The sequence below is a fragment of the Actinomadura sp. CNU-125 genome, from assembly GCF_001942465.1.
Lineage (GTDB): Bacteria > Actinomycetota > Actinomycetes > Streptosporangiales > Streptosporangiaceae > Spirillospora.
The window spans coordinates 1-17,958 of record NZ_MKJY01000083.1; the positions used below are offsets into that span (position 1 = coordinate 1).

The following is a 17,958-nucleotide window of genomic DNA, read 5'->3' on the forward strand; positions in this document are numbered from 1 at the left end:
GGCTCACACGCGCCCACCCCGCCCACGCGCGGTCCTGTGCCCCACATCCGCACCGGGCCCACGCCAGGGGTCCCAGGGCCGGTGTCTGCCCGCACTCGGCCCTTCACGCCGACGCTTGGGGTCTGTGCCTACACCCGTGCTCGGGCCTGCACCCTGGGTCTCTGGGCCCGCTCCGTCCGGCTCTGGGGCTCGATGCCCACCCCGTCCATCCCCGTCCGCGTTTACACCCGGCTCGCGCGCGCCTATCCCGCCCGCGCCTAGGGCTTGTGCCCACACTCGCACTCGGGCCGCGCCCGCCCATGCCGGGAGCCACAACGGCACTCGGGTTCGTGCTTGGGCCCGTACCCCGGGCCTCTGGGCCCACCCGGCCCATGCCCTGGGGTCGGGTCTGCGGCCACACTCGCGGTCGCGCCAACCCGCTTACAGCCAAGTCTCCGGGGTGCTACCGGGGCTTGACGTCCGCCCCATCCACATCCGGGGCTTGGGCACAGCCGGGCCTCTGGGGGGCGCACGCCTGGCCTTCGTTTTCGGCGGCCGGGCGACCGGCAAAGGGGGTTTGTCGGTGTTGTGGCGTAGCATCGCGGGCGTGATCGAGCTCAGTGCGGACGAGGCGAGACGGCTGCAGTTGCGTGCCCAGGGGTTGCTGGGGGCGCGGCACAGGGGCGGGGTGCCCGCGATGCTGCGGCGGCTGGGGGCCGTCCAACTGGACACGATCTCGGTGCTGGCGAGGTCGCACGAGCTGGTGCCCTACGCGCGCCTCGGGGCGGTGGGGCGCGAGCCGGTGGAGTCGGCGTACTGGGGGAACGGGACGCCGACGGCGTTCGAGTACTGGGCGCACGCCGCGTCCGTCCTGCCCCTGGACGACTGGCCGCTGTTCGCGTTCCGGCGGCGGGCGTACGAGCGTCGCGGGTGGCGCTGGCACAAGGTTCCCGAGGGCGTGTGCGACGTGGTGCGCGAGCGGCTGCGGACGGACGGGCCGCTCACCACTCGGGAGCTCGGCGGGGCCAAGGCAAGCGCCGAATGGTGGGACTGGAGCGACCAGAAGATCGGCATCGAGTGGCTGCTGGACGTCGGCGAGGTCGTCTGCGTGCGGCGGGTCGGCTGGCGCCGCGTCTACGACCTCGCGGAACGGGCGGTGCCCGCGGAGCTGCTCGCGCGCGACCCCGGCGACGACGAGTGCCTGACCGAGCTCGTGGGGAGGGCCGGACGGGCGCTCGGCGTGGCGACGCGCGCGGACCTGGCGGACTACTACCGGGTCCGGCAGGACGAGGTCGACCGTGTCATCGAGGGGACGGGTCTCGTGCCGGTCGAGGTGGCCGGGTGGGGGCGCCCCGCGTGGGCCGATCCCGAGGCGCTGGACGTCCCGGCGCGGGGGCGGCACGTGACGACGCTGCTCTCGCCGTTCGACTCCCTGGTGTGGGACCGGGCGCGGACGTCACGGGTGTTCGGGTTCGACCACCGGCTGGAGGCGTACGTGCCGAAGGCCAAACGGGTGCACGGCTACTTCACGATGCCGCTGCTGTCCGGCGGGCGCCTCATCGGCCGCGTCGACCCGGCCCGGGACGGGCGCACCCTGGTCGCCCGGCAGGCGTCGTTCGAACCGTGGGCGGTGCGGACCGCCGCTCGGGCGGAGGCGTCGGCCGCGGCGCTCGCCGCGGCGCTGTGGCGTGCCGCCGGGTGGGTGGGGTGCGACGACGTCCGGGTGGAGCGGGTCGACGCCGACCCGGCCCTCGTGGCCGCCGCCGTCCGGGCCGGAGCCGACCCGCGCTGACCGAAAACGGTGCTTCCGGTCGGGAAGAATCAGCCGTGGGGGCTTTGTTGGGGATCGGTGGCGACGGGAAGGTCCAGCGCCTCGCCCTTCGGCCCGCCGCGGCGTTTGTCCGTGCGGGAGCCGAAGAGGGAGTAGTCGACGATCTCGGGGATCACCCGGGGGGCGTCCACGACGACGTCGGCGAACAGGTGCACGAAGCCGCTGACGATCATCCCGAGGACGATGATGCCGACGCCGACCCAGAACATGATCCAGGCGGGCCCGATGCACAGTGCGACGCCGCCGACGACGAATCCGGCGAAGATGATCGACACGGCGAGCCAGGAGCCGGGACGTCCGGCGTGGGACCCGGTGGACTCTTCGGACATGGGGGCCTCCCTCCGTCTTGTGAAAGATCCTGTCCGTGACGGGAAGGATCAAACGGGTCGCAACGATTGCGCCGCGGGAGTGAGCTAGACCATTCTGGGTCTCGCCTACGATGGGCATCGTACGTGTGGTGTGCGTGCCGCCGGGAGCGGTCAACCACGATCTGCAAGGAGCCTTCGAGAGTGCCGCCAGTCATCGACAGAATCCTTCGTGCGGGCGAGGGAAAAACCCTGCGCAAGCTCAAGAAGCTCGCGGATCAGGTCAACTCGATCGAGGAAGACTTCCTCGAGATGAGCGACGACGAGTTGCGCGAGCAGACTGCGAAGTTCAAGGAGCAGTTCGCCGAGAACGTGGCGAAGCTCACCGACAAGGGCAAGCGGCAGCGGGACGCCGAACGCGAGGTCCTCGACGAGCTTCTGCCCGAGGCTTTCGCGACCGCCCGTGAGGCCGCTCGCCGGGTGCTCGGCCAGCGCCACTACGACGTGCAGATCATGGGCGGCGCCGCGCTGCACATGAGCGACCACCGCGCGGCCGACGAGGACAGGCGTACGTCCGAGCAGGCGGGCGCCGTCAAGCGCCATGTCGGCTACATCGCCGAGATGAAGACCGGCGAGGGCAAGACCCTGACCTGCGTGCTCCCCGCGTACCTCAACGCGCTCGCCGGCAAGGGCGTTCACATCGTCACGGTGAACGACTACCTGGCCAGGCGCGACGCCGAGTGGATGGGCCGTGTGCACCAGTTCCTGGGGCTCGAGGTCGGGGTCATCCTCCCGCAGATGACGCCGGACGAGCGCCGCGCCGCCTACAGCGCCGACATCACCTACGGGACGAACAACGAGTTCGGCTTCGACTACCTGCGCGACAACATGGCGTGGAGCCTGGAGGAGTGCGTCCAGCGCGGCCACTACTTCGCGATCGTCGACGAGGTCGACTCGATCCTGATCGACGAGGCCCGGACGCCGCTGATCATTTCGGGTCCCGCTGAGCAGAACTCCAAGTGGTACGCGGAGTTCGCGAAGATCGTCCCGCGGTTGAAGCGGGCGGAGCTGGTGAGCAACGCCGGTCAGGTCGACGAGTACGGCCCCGGCGACTACGAGGTCAACGAGAAGAAGCGCACGGTCGGCATCACCGAGTCGGGCGTCGAGAAGGTCGAGGACTACCTCGGCATCGACAACCTGTACGACTCGGTGAACACGCCGCTGGTGAGCTTCCTCAACAACGCGCTGAAGGCCAAGGAGCTGTACAAGCGCGACAAGGACTACGTCGTCATGAACGGCGAGGTCCTGATCGTGGACGAGTTCACCGGCCGCATCCTCCACGGCCGCCGCTACAACGAGGGCATGCACCAGGCCATCGAGGCCAAGGAGGGCGTGTCCATCAAGGACGAGAACCAGACGCTCGCCACGATCACCCTGCAGAACTACTTCCGCCTCTACCAGAAGCTGTCCGGTATGACCGGTACGGCGGAGACCGAGGCGGCGGAGTTCAACAAGACCTACTACCTGGGCGTCGTCCCGATTCCGACGAACAAGCCGATGGTCCGCGAGGACGTCGCGGACGTCGTCTACAAGACCGAGCAGGCCAAGTTCGAGGCCGTGGTCGACGACATCGCCGAGCGGCACGAGAAGGGCCAGCCGGTCCTGGTCGGCACCACGTCGGTGGACAAGTCGGAGCGGCTGAGCAAGATGCTCAAGCGGCGCGGCATCCCGCACCAGGTGCTGAACGCCAAGCACCACGAGCAGGAGTCGGCGATCGTCGCGGAGGCGGGCCGCAAGGGCAGCGTCACCGTCGCGACGAACATGGCCGGTCGCGGCACCGACATCATGCTCGGCGGCAACCCCGACTTCCGCGCCGACCTGGAGCTGCACCAGCGGGGCCTGTCGCCGCTGGACACTCCGGAGGAGTACGAGACGGCCTGGCCGGAGGCGCTCGAGAAGGCCAAGGAGGCCGTCAAGGGCGAGCACGAAGAGGTCGTCGAGGTGGGCGGCCTGTACGTGCTGGCGACCGAGCGGCACGAGTCGCGGCGGATCGACAACCAGCTGCGCGGCCGGTCCGGCCGGCAGGGCGACCCGGGCGAGTCCCGGTTCTACCTGTCGCTGGAGGACGACCTGATGCGGCTGTTCAACTCGGCCCGCGTCGAGGCGATCATGACGCGGCTGAACATCCCGGACGACGTCCCGATCGAGTCCAAGATCGTGACGAACGCGATCAAGTCGGCGCAGAGCCAGGTCGAGCAGCAGAACTTCGAGATGCGCAAGAACGTCTTGAAGTACGACGAGGTGCTGAACCGGCAGCGCAAGGTCATCTACGCCGAGCGCCGCAAGGTGCTGGAGGGCGCGGACCTGCACGAGCAGGTCCGCCGGATGATCGACGAGGTCGTCGCGGGCTACGTCGCGGGCGCGACCGGCGAGGGCTACGCCGAGGAGTGGGACCTCGAGAAGCTCTGGAAGGCGTTCAAGCAGCTCTACCCGGTCTCGATGACGGTCGACGAGCTGGTCGAGGACGCCGCCGGCGGCGAGATCTCGAACCTGGACGCCGAGACGCTCGCCGAGAAGATGCGCGACGACGCCGAGAAGGCGTACGAGAAGCGCGAGGAGGCGCTCGGCGCCGAGGTGATGCGGGAGCTGGAGCGCCGCGTCGTCCTGTCGGTGCTGGACCGCAAGTGGCGCGAGCACCTCTACGAGATGGACTACCTCCAGGAAGGCATCGGCCTGCGGGCCATGGCGCAGCGCGACCCGCTGGTCGAGTACCAGCGCGAGGGCTACGACATGTTCAACGCGATGCTGGACGGCATCAAGGAGGAGTCGGTCGGCTACCTGTTCAACCTCGAGGTCGAGGTGGAGGAGCAGCCGCAGACGCCGAAGGTCGGTGCCGAGCCGGTGTCGGTGGCCAAGTCGTCCACGACCGAGACCGCCGAGGACGAGGCCGCCGAGGAGAAGGCCGAGGACGCTGCCGAGGACGACTCGGTCGAGGAGTCCGGCGAGGCCCCGGCGATCGTCGCGAAGGGCCTCGGCGAGCCGGACCGTCCGAAGAAGCTGGAGTACTCGGCCCCGACCGTCGACGGTGAGGGCGGCGTCGAGACCCACAGCGAGGAGACGGACGACCCGTACGCCGGGGTGAGCCGCAACGAGCCGTGCCCGTGCGGTTCCGGCAAGAAGTTCAAGCGCTGCCACGGCGACCCGCGCGCGAAGAACAAGTAACGCGATTTGACGCAGACGGCCCCCGGGGACTTCCCCGGGGGCCGTTCGCGTGCCCGCCGCCCTAGGCGGCGGTGGTCTCGACGGTCGTGCAGCGCCACCGGTCGCGCCGGTGCTCCAGCCGCAGCGCCAGCGCGTGCACGCGGCCCGCGACGACGATGACGGCGCCCGTCTCGGCCGCCGCGGGCCCGGGCCGCTGCAGCCAGGTGGTGAGGACGCGCGGCGGGACGATCCGTCGCGCGGACGGGATCGCGCGCCGTGCGTCCAGCGCGCGGCACACCTCCGGCACGGCGATCACCGACAGGCGTGTCGCGGGCCGGATCCCGGCGAGCGTCTCGGCGACCATCCGCACCGCCGCCTCGGCGAGCTTGCGCACCTCCGCGTCCGCGTCGTCCCCCGGCCGCACGACCCGCAGCCGGTTCTCGGCGGCGACGGCGCCGGGCACCCGCCCGAGGGCGAGGGCACCGTCCGTCCCGGGTGCGGCGGGGTACCGGTTGACGCGGACGATCGCGGACGTGTTCGGGCGACGGCTCATGGGGGGACCTCCTGCTCGGTGCTGTCGAGACACAGAGCCCCGAGCGGCCCCATAAATACATGGTGGCCGGATACGGCCACGGCCGACTTCTGCCCCGCGCCGAACATCCCCATATAACGCGCGTCCCGCACATAACGCGCGTCCCGCATGGAGGGCACGTCCTGCATGGAGGGCGCGTCCCGCATGGAGGTTGTGTGCGGCGCGGAGGGGTGTGCCGCATGGAGGGGTGTGTCGGGTAGGTGCGGTGCGGGCCGGAGATGACGCGCGTCCGCTGTGGGGGCGCGTTTCGGGCATCACTCCGGAAAGGGGCGGAAAGGCGGCGGCGGGGCGCCTTGGGAGGCGCCCCGCCGCTGCGGGTGAGTCCCGTCGGGTGGTTCGGGAGCCGGGACTCGCGGGGCGGACCGGTGGGAGAACCGGCCCGGGTGAGGGTCAGGTGGCCGGGGTGTCCTGCGGTTCACCGCCGTTCTTGCGCGGCTTGCCCTTCTCCTTGGCCTTGGCCGCGCCGGCCATCTCCGGGTCCGCGGCGGGGTCGGCGGCGACCGACTCCTCGTCGTCCGGTTCTCGGCCCGGGGTCGGGATGTTGAACCGCACGATCAGGAATCTGAAGATGACGTAATACAGGACGAAGTACAGGACGCCCATCCCGATGATGAGCCACAACCCTTCGGTGTTGTCCTTCCGCGCGTTCAGCAGCAGGTCGATGAGGCCTGCGGAGAAGCCGAAGCCGAGTTGGGCCCCGGCGGCCTCCAGGACCGCCATCGAGATGCCGGTCAGGACGACGTGGCGCCGTACAGCAGCGGCGCGACGAACATGAACGCGAACTCGATGGGTTCGGTGACGCCGGTGACGAACGCGGTGAGCGCGGCGGAGATCATGATGCCGCCGACCGCCGGGCGGCGGTGCTTGGGCGCGGCGTGCCACATCGCGAGGGCGGCGCCGGGGAGGCCGAACATGAGCACGGGGAAGAACCCGGCGAGGAAGCCGCCCGCGTCCGGGTCCCCGGCCAGGTACCGGTTGATCTCGCCGTTCGTCACGGAGCCGTCGGGGGCCGTGTACTCGCCGAAGACGAACCAGATCAGCGAGTTCGGGATGTGGTGCAGGCCGAACGGCAGCAGGAGGCGGTTGATGACGCCGTAGACGCCCGCGCCCGCGGCGCCCGCGCCGGTGATCCACTCGCCGAAGTCGGTGAGCCAGCCGCCGAGGACGGGCCAGAGGAAGCCGATGAGGATGCCGAGCGCGAGGCCCGCGACGGCGGTGATGATCGGGACGAACCGGCGGCCGCCGAAGAACGCGAGCCAGGTCGGCAGCTTGATCCGGTAGAACCGCTGGTAGAGCAGGGCCGCGACGAGGCCCATGAGGATGCCGCCGAGGACGTCGGTCGGGTTCTTCGCGCCCCAGTTGATGACCTCGGCCTGCGCGCCGTCCGTCACCGTGGTGACGAGGACGTTGCCCTTGAGTTCGTCGGTGTGCGAGAACATGATCTTGGACACGCGGTCGAAGACCAGGTAGCCGACCACCGCGGCGAGGGCGGTGGAGCCGTCGGATTTCTTGGCGAAACCGATCGCCACGCCGACGGCGAAGAGCAGGGGCAGGGCGGCGAACAGCGCGTTGCCGGCCTCGCCGACGATCTCGGCGACGCGGTCCCAGCCGAGGCCGTCCGCGCCGAGCATGTCGGCTTGGCCGAAGCGCAGCAGCAGCGCGGCGGCGGGTAGGACGGCGATCGGCAGCATGAGGCTGCGGCCGATGCGCTGGAGCACGCCCAGCACGTTCGACCCTCGGCGTGGCGCCGAGTCCACGGTTGTCGCTGTCATCGGGGGGTTCCTCCTTGGGGGTTAGGAGTTCGGCGGGGGGTTTCCGAGGGCCGTGTGGATCTGGTAGCGGTCCGCTCTGTAGGTCGACACGCCCAGTTCGGCGCACACGCCTCCGGTGTACGAGCGTCGTTGCAGGAGCAGCACGGCGCTGCCCTTGGCGATCTGCAGGTGCCTGGCGTCGGCGGCGTCGGCGAGGCCGGCGTCGATGGTCTGGTCGCCGGCGTCGAAGACGATTCCGTAGACGGCTTCGAGGACGCCGTACAGGGATCGGTCGGCGAGCCGCCGGTCGAGCAGGTCGGGGGCCAGCGCGGCGAGGATGTGCGCGCGTTCGAGGGCCATCGGCTCGCCGTCGGCGGTGCGCAGCCGTTCGATGATGTGGACGGGCGTGCCCGCCTCGACCCCGAAGACGCGGGCGAGGTGCGCGTCGGCGGGGGCGGTGCGGCGGTCGAGGTCGACGGCGCCGGGGCGCAGCCCGCGGGCGAGCATGTCCTCGGTGAACGACACCAGCCGCAGCGGCATCTCGATCTTGGGGCGGGCGACGAACGTGCCCTTGCCGGGGACGCGGTAGAGGCGTCCCTCGGTGACGAGCTGGTCGACCCCCTGCCGGACGGTCATGCGGGACAGCTCGTACCGGGCGCACAGTTCGCGTTCCGAGGGGATCGGGGCGTCCACGGGCAGCTCCGCGCTCTCGATGAGATCGAGCAGGATCGCGCGGAGCTGGAAGTACTTCGGGACGGGACTGTGCGGATCGATGGTCACGGGGGTCCTCGATGGCCGGAGCCGGATCGATGGTCGTCGGACGTGTTGGGCTTCGTGTCGGTTTCGGACTGGTCTAGGCCGGACTAGACCACACGGATGAAAGACGTGTCAATGCACGAAAAGATAACGGGCCGATCACGGCGACGTGCTGGCAAGATCGACGTTTTCGCAGGTCAACGGGCTCGCGGGGGCGGGGTGTCGGGCTTTGACTCCGGCGGCATGTCCTCTTCCGGCTCCCGGCCGGGCGTCGGCAGGTCGAACCGCCGGATCACGAAACTGAAGATCGCGTAGTACAGGACGAAGTACAGGACGCCCATCCCGATGATCAGCCACAGGTGCCGGGTGTTGCTCTTGGTCGCGTTGAGCAGCAGGTCGATGAGCCCGGCCGAGAAGCTGAACCCGAGCTGGGCGTCCAGGGCCGCGAGCACGCCCATCGACAGGCCGGTCAGCACGACGTGGATCCCGTACAGGACGGGCGCCACGAACATGAACGAGAACTCGATCGGCTCCGTGACGCCGGTGACGAACGCGGTGAGCGCGGCGGAGATCATGATGCCGCCGACGGCCGGGCGGCGGTGCGGGGGCGCGGCGCGCCAGATGGCGAGCGCGGCGCCGGGCAGGCCGAACATCAGCACGGGGAAGAACCCGGCGAGGAACGTCCCGGCGTCCGGGTCGCCCGCGAGGTACCGGTTGATCTCGCCGTGGACGACGTCGCCGTCCGGCTCGCGGTACGTGCCGAAGACGAACCAGATCAGCGAGTTCAGGATGTGGTGCAGGCCGAACGGCAGCAGCAGCCGGTTCGCGACGCCGTAGAGCCCGGCGCCGACGGCGCCCGCGCCGGTGAGCCAGTCGCCGAAGTCGTTGATCCAGCCGCCGAGCGTCGGCCAGACGAACCCGAAGACGACGCCGAGCAGCAGCGCACCGCCCGCGCTGACGATCGGGACGAACCGGCGGCCGCCGAAGAACGCGAGCCACGACGGCAGCTTCACCCGGTAGAACCGCTGGTAGAGCAGCGCGACCATGATCCCCACGACGATGCCGCCGAGGACCTGCGTCGGGTTCTGCAGCCCGTACGCGACGGTCTCCTCCAGCGAGCCGTCCTCCTGCTGGACGTTCTGGACGACGGACGCGCGCAGTTCGTCGGTGTGCGCGAACATCACCTTCGAGACGCGGTCGAACACGAGGTAGGCGACGACGGCGGCGAGGGCGGTCGAGCCGTCGGACTTCTTCGCGAACCCGATGGCGACACCGACGGCGAACAGGATCGCGAGGTTGTCGAGGAGGGCGCCGCCCGCGGCGGCGAACACTTCGGCGATGCGGTCCTGGCCCAGGCCGTCCGCGCCTAGGAGGTCGGGCTGGCCGAGGCGCAGCAGGATGCCCGCGGCGGGCAGGACGGCGATCGGGAGCATGAGGCTGCGGCCGATGCGCTGGAGCACGCCGAACGTCGCCGACCAGGCGCGGCGCACCCCGCCGTCGCCGTCGCCGGTGCCGCCGTCGCCGCCGGTCGCGGTTGCCGAACTCATCCGCCGATGACCTCCCCCGAGCGGGCCCGATGGGAGGAGTTCGGACCGACATCTTTAGTTGCATCCGATTCGTGCAGTATGGTGCTGACTGGTCTAGTCCGGACTAGACCAGTCGCGAAAGGCGACGACAAGCGATCGCAGCGTCACGGAGAGTGCGCAGAGATGTCACTTCTGATCACGGCCGAAAGCATGATCACCACCCCCGCCGGTGGTACTACCCGCGTGCTCTCCCGGGGATACGTCCGAGTCGAGAACGGTGTGATCACCGAGGTCGGCGAGGCGACCCGGACGGGACGCCCGACGTCGAACTGCGCGGCGGCCTCCTCGCCCCGGGCCTCGTCGACCTCCAGGTCAACGGCTTCTTCGGCCACGACATGGTGGACGCCGACGAGACCGGCTGGCGCACCGTCGTGTCGCGCCTCCCCGAGACGGGCGTGACCTCGTTCCTCCCCACGTTCATCACCGCGCCCGTCGAGACGCAGGCGGACGCGCTGCGCCGCGTCCGCGGGTTCCTGCCCCGCCTCCCGGACGGGACGCGCGTCCTGGGCGTCCACCTCGAAGGCCCGTTCCTGTCGGAGAAGCGCAAGGGCGCCCACAACGCCGACCACATCACCGACCCGACGCCCGAGGCGATCGCGACGCTGCTCGAGACCGGCCTGGTCAAGCTCGTCACCCTCGCCCCCGAGCGCACCGGCGCCCTCGACGCGATCCGGACGCTCACCGGCGCGGGCGTCCTGGTCAGCGTCGGGCACAGCGACGCGACGGCCGAGCAGGTCGCCGCCGCGGCCGGCGCGGGCGCCCGCAAGGTCACCCACATCTTCAACGCGCAGTCCGGCGTGCACCACCGCGACCCGGGCGTCGCCGCGCAGGCGCTGATCGACGACCGGCTCAGCCCCGGCCTGATCCTCGACCTGCACCACGTGTCCGCGACGGCCGCGAAGCTCGTGTTCCGCGCGGCCGCGGGCCGGACCGTCCTGGTGACCGACGCGGCGTCGTCGGCCGGGATGCCGCCGGGCACCTACGACCTCGGCGGCGAGCCGATCACCATGCCCGCGGAGGGCCCGCCGCTGCGCGCCGACGGGACGATCGCCGGTTCGGGCCTGCGGCTGGACGAGGCGATCGGCAACGCGATCGCGATCGGCGTCGACCCGGCCGCGGCGGTGGACGCCGCCACGCGCGTCCCCGCGGACCTGATCGGCCGCGCCGACCTGGGCCGGATCGCGCCCGGCGCCGCCGCCGACCTGGTGCATCTCGGCCCGGACCACCGGGCGCATGCGACCTGGATCAACGGGCAGAAAGTCTTCGGAGGGGATTCATGACCAGTCTGATGCGCGCCGAACTCGGCCAGCAGCCGGACGCGCTGCGCCGGACGATCGACGCGCTGCTGCCGCGCACCGCCGACATCGCGAAGCTGGCGGGGGAGACGCGGCAGGTGCTGTTCATCGCGCGCGGGTCCTCCGACAACGCGGCCGCGTACGGGCGGTACCTGGTGGAGTCCCGCGCGGGGCGGCTGGGGACGCCCGCCGCGCCGTCCATCGCGACGACCTACCGGCGGAAGCTGGATCTTTCGGGCGTGCTGGCGGTGGCGATCAGCCAGTCGGGCAAGACCGAGGAGATCGTCGAGACGCTGCAGTGGGCCGCCGACTGCGGCGCCCGCACGGTGTCGGTCACCAACGGCGAGCGCTCCCCGCTGGCGGAGGCGGCCGAGGTCGCACTGATCACGCGGGCCGGGGAGGAGAAGGCCGTCCCGGCGACGAAGACGTACACGACGCAGCTCGCCGCGCTGTCCGTCCTCGGCCTCGGTCTCGGCGCGGACGTGGCGGAGGACGACCTGCGCCGCGTCCCCGACGAGGTCGCGGGGCTGGTCGAGGCCACCGAGGCGTCCCCCGCGCTGGCCCAGATCGTGGAGGAGCTCGCGGACGTCTCGGGCACGGTCGTGTCCGGACGCGGGATCGCGTTCGGCACCGCGCTGGAACTCGCGCTGAAGATCAAGGAGGCGTGCTACCTGCACGCCATGGGCCTGTCGTACGCGGACCTGCTGCACGGCCCGATCGCGGTCGTGGACGCGAAGACGCCCGCGCTGCTCGTCGCCGCCGACTCCGGCCCGACGCTCCCCGGGACGATCGCGCTCGCCGAACGCGTGCGGGGCGCGGCGCGCCCGCGTACGGCGTCGGCGGCGGCGCGGGCCTGGCCGCCGCGTGCACGGCGGCGCTCCCCGGCCCCGCGCTGCCCGAGTGGACGGCGCCGCTGGGCCTGATCGTCCCCGGCCAGATCCTGGTCGAGAACCTGGCGCGCCGCCTCGGGATCGACCCCGACGTCCCGCGCGGCCTGAACAAGGTGACTCAGACGACCTGAGCCCCCGCACCCGAAGACCCGTTCACCGGAGGGTCTGCCCCACCCCGGACCGAGGAGACACGACATGGACAAGGCCGAGGCGATCGTCGCCGCGCTGGGCGGCGCCGACAACATCGAGGAGATCGAGCCGTGCGCGACCCGGCTGCGCACGGAGGTCTCCGACCCCGGCAAGGTCGACGAGGCGGGCCTGAAGGCGGCCGGCGCGTTCGGCGTGATGAAGAGCGGCAAGGTCGTGCAGGTCGTGGTCGGCACGGAGGCCGACACGATCGCCAGTGACATCGAGGACATCCTCGACTGACGGCCCGACGCGACGAAGGACGAGGGACCTCCACATGACCCGAGTACTCTCCCCGGTGTCCGGCCGCGTCGTCGGCCTGGCCGGGGTGCCCGACCCGGTGTTCGCGCAGGCCATGGTCGGTCCGGGCACCGCGGTCGACCCCGAGCGCGGCCCCGGCCGGGCGATCGCCCCCGTCACCGGCAAGATCGTCAAGCTGCATCCGCACGCGTACGTCGTGGTGGACGCCGAGGGGCACGGCGTCCTCGTGCATCTCGGCATCGACACCGTCAAGCTGAAGGGCGAGGGCTTCGAGCTGCTCGCCGCCGAGGGCGACGAGGTGACCGCCGGGCAGCCGCTGGTCGGCTGGAACCCGGCGGTGATCGAGGCGGGCGGCCGCTCGCCGGTCTGCGCGGTGGTCGCGCTGGACGCCGGGGACGGCGCGCTGGCCGACGTCGTCGAGACCGGCGAGGTCACGAAGGGGGACGAGCTGTTCACATGGAGCTGATTCCGCTCCGCGCGGCGGTGTTCGATCTCGACGGCACCCTGATCGACAGCGAGCCGCGCAACCGCGTCATGTGGCGCAAGCTGTTCGAGGCGCACGGCGTCCCGCACGACGAGGAGATGATCGCCTCGTTCGCGGGGCGCCGCGGCCTGGAGGTGCTGCAGGACCTGCTGCACATGTTCCCCGGCCGGACGGCCGAGGAGCTGTTCGAGGAGGCGATCTCCTACGAGTCGCTGCCGGGGATGCCGCCGCCCGAGCCGGTGCCCGGCGCGGTCGCGCTCGTCCGGTCGCTGGCGGACGCCGGGCTGCCGCTGGCCGTCGTGACGTCCGGGCAGCGCGCGTACGCCGAGGGGCTGCTGGCCGTGCTCGGCATCCGCGACCTGCTCGACATCGTGCTGACCGCCGGTGACGTCGCCACCGGCAAGCCGCACCCCGAGGGGTACCTGGCGGCGGCCCGCGACCTCGGCGTCCCGCCGGACGAGTCGATCGGCTTCGAGGACGCCCCGGCCGGGGTGGCGGCGGTCAAGGCGGCGGGGATGACCTGCGTCGGCATCACAACGACCCAGCCGGCCATGGCGCTCGCCGCGGCCGACCACGTGGTCGCCGACCTGCAGCAAGTGAACGTCGCGCCGGGGCCCGCGTTGCGCGTGCCCGTGTCCGGCGCGTGAGCAAGGTGACCAAGGCGTCGTCCGGTGAGGAGTGTGCAGTGAGCGAGCGCAGTGTGAGGATCGAGTCGAAGGTGGGCCTGCACGCGCGACCCGCCGCACTGTTCGTGCAGACCGCGGCGAAGGCCCCCATGGACGTGACCGTCGCCAAGCGCGGCGGCGACCCGGTGAACGCCAAGAGCATCCTCGCGGTGCTGGGCCTGGACGCCCGGCACGGTGAGGAGGTCGTGCTGTCCGCCGAGGGGGACGAGGCCGACGCGCTGCTCGACAGCCTGGAGGCGCTGCTCTCGACGCCGGAGCCCGGCGGTGCCTGAGGGCGCGGGCGGCATACTCCAGGGCGCGGGCGTCAGCGCCGGAGTCGGGTTCGGGCCGGTGCGCGGCATCGCGGGCGCGGTGCCGGAACCGGCGGCCGGGGAGCGGCACGGGGGCGACGCGGAGGCCGAGAACGCGGTCGCCCTCGCCGCACTGGAAGCCGTCGCGGTCGACCTTGAGGAGCGCGGCGCCCGCGCCGCCGCGGCCGGCAACACCGACGGACGGGACGTGCTGGACGCGCAGGCGCTCATGGCGCGCGACCCCGGCCTCGCCGACGGCGTCCGCGGCAAGATCGGCGCGGGGACGGCCGCGGCCCGCGCGGTCTTCGAGGCGTTCGGCGTCTACCGGGAGATGCTCGCGGGCGCGGGCGAGTACCTCGCCGCGCGCGTCACCGACCTCGACGACATCCGCGACCGGACGGTCGCGCGGCTGCTGGGCCTCCCGGTGCCCGGGGTGCCGGAGTCGGACGAGCCGTTCGTGCTCGTCGCCCGCGACCTCGCCCCCGCCGACACCGCGGTCCTCGACCCCGCGCAGGTCGTCGCGTTCGTCACCGAGGAGGGCGGCCCGACCAGCCACACCGCGATCATCGCCCGCACGATGGGCGTGCCCGCCGTCGTGGCCCTCCCGGGCGCGACCGCCCTCGCCGACGGCACCCCGGTGCTCGTCGACGGGGCCGCGGGCACCGTCCGTCCGGACCCGTCCGACGCCGAGGTGACCGCCGCCCGCGCCGCCGCGGCGGCCCGCGCGTCCGCGCTGGCCGAGTCGACCGGGCCGGGCGCCACCGCGGACGGGCACCGGGTGCCGCTGCTCGCGAACATCGGCGGCCCGAAGGACGTCGAGGCGGCGCTGGCGAACGGCGCCGAGGGCGTCGGGCTGTACCGGACCGAGTTCCTGTTCCTCGACCGGGCGACGCCGCCGTCCGACGCCGAGCAGGAGGAGGCGTACCGGAAGGTGCTGGAGGCGTTCCCGGAGGGCCGCGTGGTCGTCCGGACGCTGGACGCCGGTGCCGACAAGCCCCTCGCGTTCCTGCCGCCCCCCGGCGAGGAGCCCAACCCGGCGCTCGGCGAGCGCGGGCTGCGGATGTCGCTGCGGCACCCCGACGTGCTCGCCGCGCAGCTGCGGGCGCTCGCCCGCGCGTCCGCCGGGACGACCGCGAAGCTGCAGGTCATGGCGCCGATGGTGACGGACGCGGCGGACGCGGCGTTCTTCGCGCGCGAGTGCGGCAAGGCCGGGATCGAGGCCCCCGGCGTCATGATCGAGGTGCCCGCCGCCGCGCTGCGCGCCCGCGATCTGGCGTCCGAGGTCGCGTTCTTCAGCATCGGCACCAACGACCTGACGCAGTACGCGTGCGCCGCCGACCGGCAGATCGGCGGCCTCGCCCACCTCCAGGACCCGTGGCAGCCCGCCGTCCTCGACCTGGTCGCGCCCGCGGCCGCCGCGGGCGTCCCGTGCGGGGTGTGCGGGGAGGCCGCCGGCGACCCGGCGCTGGCCTGCGTGCTCGTCGGGCTCGGCGTGACGTCGCTGTCGATGAGCGCGCCGTCGCTGCCGCTGGTGCGGGCGGCCCTGGCCAAGCACACCCTCGACCAGTGCCGGGACGCCGCGGCGGCCGCGCGCACCGGCCGCACCGCGATGCAGGCCCGCAACAACGCCCGCGAACTCCTCCCGGGCCTGGACGAACTGGGCATCTAGCGCGGCCCCTGACGTTGATCTGCGGCGTGTTGCCCTTATGGGTGCCCGAGTTAGGGCAACACGCCGCAGATCAACGAACCGGGGTGACGTCAGTAGGTCAGGCCGTGGCCGACCTTCGCGCCGCCCGCCGGGACCGGCAGCTTCCCGGTCGGTTTCACCGCGCCCGCCAGCACCCGCGCGAGGCCCTGCAGCGACGTCGTCCCGGACGAGTACGCGGCCAGCGTCGCCGCCGCGCCGCGCGCCGAGTCGAGGTCGTAGGGGCTGCCGAGCGCGGCCACGACCACCGGCTTGCCGCGCAGCGCCCGCACCCGTCCGGCGGTCGCCGAACCGGCGTCGTCGGTGGTCAGCACCGTGACGTCCGCCGAACCCGCGGGGGCCGTCCGGACGCCCTGGGCCTGCAGCGCGTCGGCGAGCGCAGCGGCCTTCGGCCCGGTCACCGCGACCGTCTTGCCCTTCAGCGGCAGGACGCCGCCCTTGTCGGCGACGAGCGTGATCGCCTTCTCCGCGACCTGCCGGGCCGTCGCCTCGTGCCGCTCGCTGCCGATGACCGACGCGGCCTTCGCCGGGTCCGCCTGCGCCTGGTCGAACAGGCCGCGCCGCTGCTTCAGCCGCAGGATCCGGGTGACCGACGCGTCCAGCCGCTGCTGGGTGATCTTCCCGGACTTCACTGCCTTCACCACCGCGCCGTACGCCTCCGGCAGGTCGGGCGGCATCAGCAGCTGGTCGGCGCCCGCCTGGACGGCCCGCACCGCGACGGCCCCGTCGCCGTACTTCGTCCGGACGCCTTCCATCCGCAGCGAGTCGGTCGTGATCACGCCGTCGTAGCCGAGCTTCTCGCGCAGCAGCCCGGTCAGCACGTTCTTCGACAGCGTCGCCGGATCGCCCGACTTGTCGAGTTTCGGGACGACGATGTGCGCCGTCATGATCGCGTCCACCCCGGCGTCGATCGCGGCCTGGAACGGCGGCGCGTCGATCTCGCGCCACTCGTCCGGGCTGTGCTCGATCACCGGCAGGCCGCTGTGGCTGTCGGTGGCGGTGTCGCCGTGGCCGGGGAAGTGCTTGGCGACGGCCGCGACCCCCGCGTCCTGGTAGCCCCGGACGGCCCCGGTCACCATCTGCGACACCCGCGCCGGATCGGACCCGAACGAGCGGACGCCGATGACCGGATTGTTCGGGTTCACGTTGACGTCCGCGACCGGTGCGTAGTCGAGGTTGATCCCGACCGCGCGCAGCTCCGCCCCGGTGACGCGCGCGGCGGCGCGCGCCTGCGCCGGATCGGCCGTCGCGCCGAGCGCCATGTTGCCGGGGAAGCGGGTGATGAACGGCGTGCGGGTGACGAGATGCCCTGCTCCTCGTCCACGCCCAGCACCAGCGGGATCTTCGACGCCTTCTGCAGCGCGTTCGACTGCGCGGCCGTCTCCTCCGGAGACCCGAAGTTCTCCGGGAAGTAGATCAGGCCGCCCACGTGGTACCGCTTGATCGTGCGGAGCGCGTCGGCGCGGCTGTAGAACGTCGGGACGAACAGCTGCCCGACCTTCTCGGCCACGCTCATCTTCGCGACGTGCCCGGGGATCCAGGCGTCGGCGGGCGGCGACGACGCGCGTGCCGACGCGGACGCGGACGCGCTCGCCCCGCCGCGCCCGTCCGTCCCGTCGCCGCTGCCGCCGCCGTCGTTGCAGGCGGCGAGCGTCGACGCCGCCGAGCGCGACCGCCGCGCCGACCGCGAGTGAACTCCGTGGAAAACGCACCTGACCAGGCCCCCCGACATGGTCTCCGGGTCGATCGTCGTCACAGGGTAGCGGCGGCGCGACGATGCGACGCGACATAGCGTCAAAACCCATGGGTCTCCCTGAGGGGCCGCCGTTAGCAGGGAAGCGGATGTCCCAGCCTACGGAGGGCCAGCCCGGCCGCGCCCACCGCACCGTCCCCGGCGCTGCGCGGCGCCTCGGCGAACCGGTTCCGCAGCCCGGTGCGGACGGCGTCCGCGACCGGGCCCTCGCGCAGCACCGAGCCGTGCATGACGACGGGCGGGCACGGGTCGTCCGACAGCGCGGGCCGCACGGCGTCCACGTCCCGCAGCAGCGACGCCGCGGCCTCCTCGGTGATCCGCTTGGCGACCGGATCGCCCGCGGCCGGCCGCCGCGGCGGCGACGACCGGGCCGAGCCGGCCCAGCGCCGCGGCCGGGCGGCCGTAGA

13 protein-coding genes and 4 pseudogenes are annotated in these 17,958 nt (G+C 72.4%); 9 read left to right on the forward strand and 8 right to left on the reverse strand.

The window, feature by feature from the left end; all coding sequences use genetic code 11:
* The first annotated feature begins 586 nt into the window (after nt 1–586).
* Entirely contained in the window at nt 587–1,771 is a 1,185-nt protein-coding gene (locus tag BJF79_RS11210; protein ID WP_075896876.1) for a winged helix-turn-helix domain-containing protein, read from the forward strand.
* 29 nt (nt 1,772–1,800) lie between these two features.
* On the opposite strand, the gene BJF79_RS11215 is transcribed toward BJF79_RS11210, so the two are convergent.
* The gene (locus tag BJF79_RS11215) at nt 1,801–2,139 is read right to left on the reverse strand and encodes an HGxxPAAW family protein (RefSeq protein WP_075896878.1); all 339 of its coding nucleotides are present in this window, start codon (nt 2,137–2,139) and stop codon (nt 1,801–1,803) included.
* 180 nt (nt 2,140–2,319) lie between these two features.
* Between BJF79_RS11215 and secA the strand changes: the two genes are divergently transcribed.
* Entirely contained in the window at nt 2,320–5,337 is a 3,018-nt protein-coding gene (gene secA / locus BJF79_RS11220) for a preprotein translocase subunit SecA (protein ID WP_075896880.1), read from the forward strand.
* Between the two features lie 61 nt (nt 5,338–5,398).
* Here secA and BJF79_RS11225 read toward each other — a convergent pair whose 3' ends face one another.
* The 4 genes and pseudogenes from BJF79_RS11225 to BJF79_RS11240 all read right to left on the reverse strand — a co-directional run bounded on the left by BJF79_RS11225 (nt 5,399) and on the right by BJF79_RS11240 (nt 9,962).
* Entirely contained in the window at nt 5,399–5,869 is a 471-nt protein-coding gene (locus BJF79_RS11225; protein WP_075896882.1) for an Rv3235 family protein, read from the reverse strand.
* Between the two features lie 429 nt (nt 5,870–6,298).
* A pseudogene (locus BJF79_RS11230) lies at nt 6,299–7,680 on the reverse strand (PTS transporter subunit EIIC).
* 21 nt (nt 7,681–7,701) lie between these two features.
* Entirely contained in the window at nt 7,702–8,439 is a 738-nt protein-coding gene (locus tag BJF79_RS11235; protein ID WP_075896884.1) for a GntR family transcriptional regulator, read from the reverse strand.
* 173 nt (nt 8,440–8,612) lie between these two features.
* Nucleotides 8,613–9,962 carry a PTS transporter subunit EIIC gene (locus tag BJF79_RS11240; RefSeq protein WP_083733342.1) on the reverse strand — a complete coding sequence of 450 codons (1,350 nt, stop codon included), beginning with the start codon at nt 9,960–9,962 and terminating at the stop codon, nt 8,613–8,615.
* Nucleotides 9,963–10,114: 152 nt separating this feature from the next.
* Here BJF79_RS11240 and nagA point away from each other — a divergent pair, with 152 nt between their 5' ends.
* The 7 genes and pseudogenes from nagA (at nt 10,115) to ptsP (ending at nt 15,762) form a co-directional block, all read left to right on the forward strand.
* A complete protein-coding gene (gene nagA / locus BJF79_RS11245; RefSeq protein WP_262401855.1) occupies nt 10,115–11,281 on the forward strand; it encodes an N-acetylglucosamine-6-phosphate deacetylase in 1,167 nt (388 codons plus the stop codon).
* Nucleotides 11,278–12,317, forward strand: a pseudogene (locus BJF79_RS11250) (SIS domain-containing protein). Before nagA ends, BJF79_RS11250 begins: the two are co-directional and overlap by 4 nt.
* A 64-nt stretch (nt 12,318–12,381) precedes the next feature.
* A complete protein-coding gene (locus tag BJF79_RS11255) occupies nt 12,382–12,615 on the forward strand; it encodes a glucose PTS transporter subunit EIIB (RefSeq protein ID WP_075896886.1) in 234 nt (77 codons plus the stop codon).
* A gap of 34 nt (nt 12,616–12,649) precedes the next feature.
* Nucleotides 12,650–13,099: a PTS glucose transporter subunit IIA gene (locus BJF79_RS11260; protein WP_075896888.1), complete on the forward strand. Its 450-nt coding sequence runs from the start codon at nt 12,650–12,652 to the stop codon at nt 13,097–13,099.
* A complete protein-coding gene (locus BJF79_RS11265) occupies nt 13,090–13,764 on the forward strand; it encodes an HAD family hydrolase (protein WP_075896890.1) in 675 nt (224 codons plus the stop codon). The genes BJF79_RS11260 and BJF79_RS11265 overlap by 10 nt, the downstream gene beginning before the upstream one ends.
* A 38-nt stretch (nt 13,765–13,802) precedes the next feature.
* The gene (locus tag BJF79_RS11270) at nt 13,803–14,075 is read left to right on the forward strand and encodes an HPr family phosphocarrier protein (RefSeq protein WP_075896892.1); all 273 of its coding nucleotides are present in this window, start codon (nt 13,803–13,805) and stop codon (nt 14,073–14,075) included.
* Nucleotides 14,068–15,762, forward strand: a complete 1,695-nt coding sequence (ptsP, locus tag BJF79_RS11275) for a phosphoenolpyruvate--protein phosphotransferase (protein ID WP_143219845.1) — start codon at nt 14,068–14,070, stop codon at nt 15,760–15,762. The genes BJF79_RS11270 and ptsP overlap by 8 nt, the downstream gene beginning before the upstream one ends.
* A gap of 89 nt (nt 15,763–15,851) precedes the next feature.
* On the opposite strand, the gene BJF79_RS11280 is transcribed toward ptsP, so the two are convergent.
* The 3 genes and pseudogenes from BJF79_RS11280 to BJF79_RS11285 form a co-directional block, all read right to left on the reverse strand.
* The gene (locus BJF79_RS11280; protein WP_262401856.1) at nt 15,852–17,060 is read right to left on the reverse strand and encodes a glycoside hydrolase family 3 protein; all 1,209 of its coding nucleotides are present in this window, start codon (nt 17,058–17,060) and stop codon (nt 15,852–15,854) included.
* 92 nt (nt 17,061–17,152) lie between these two features.
* Nucleotides 17,153–17,530 (reverse strand): annotated as a pseudogene (locus BJF79_RS65450) (hypothetical protein); the annotation flags it as partial.
* A gap of 95 nt (nt 17,531–17,625) precedes the next feature.
* Nucleotides 17,626–17,958, reverse strand: a pseudogene (locus BJF79_RS11285) (N-acetylglucosamine kinase); the annotation flags it as partial.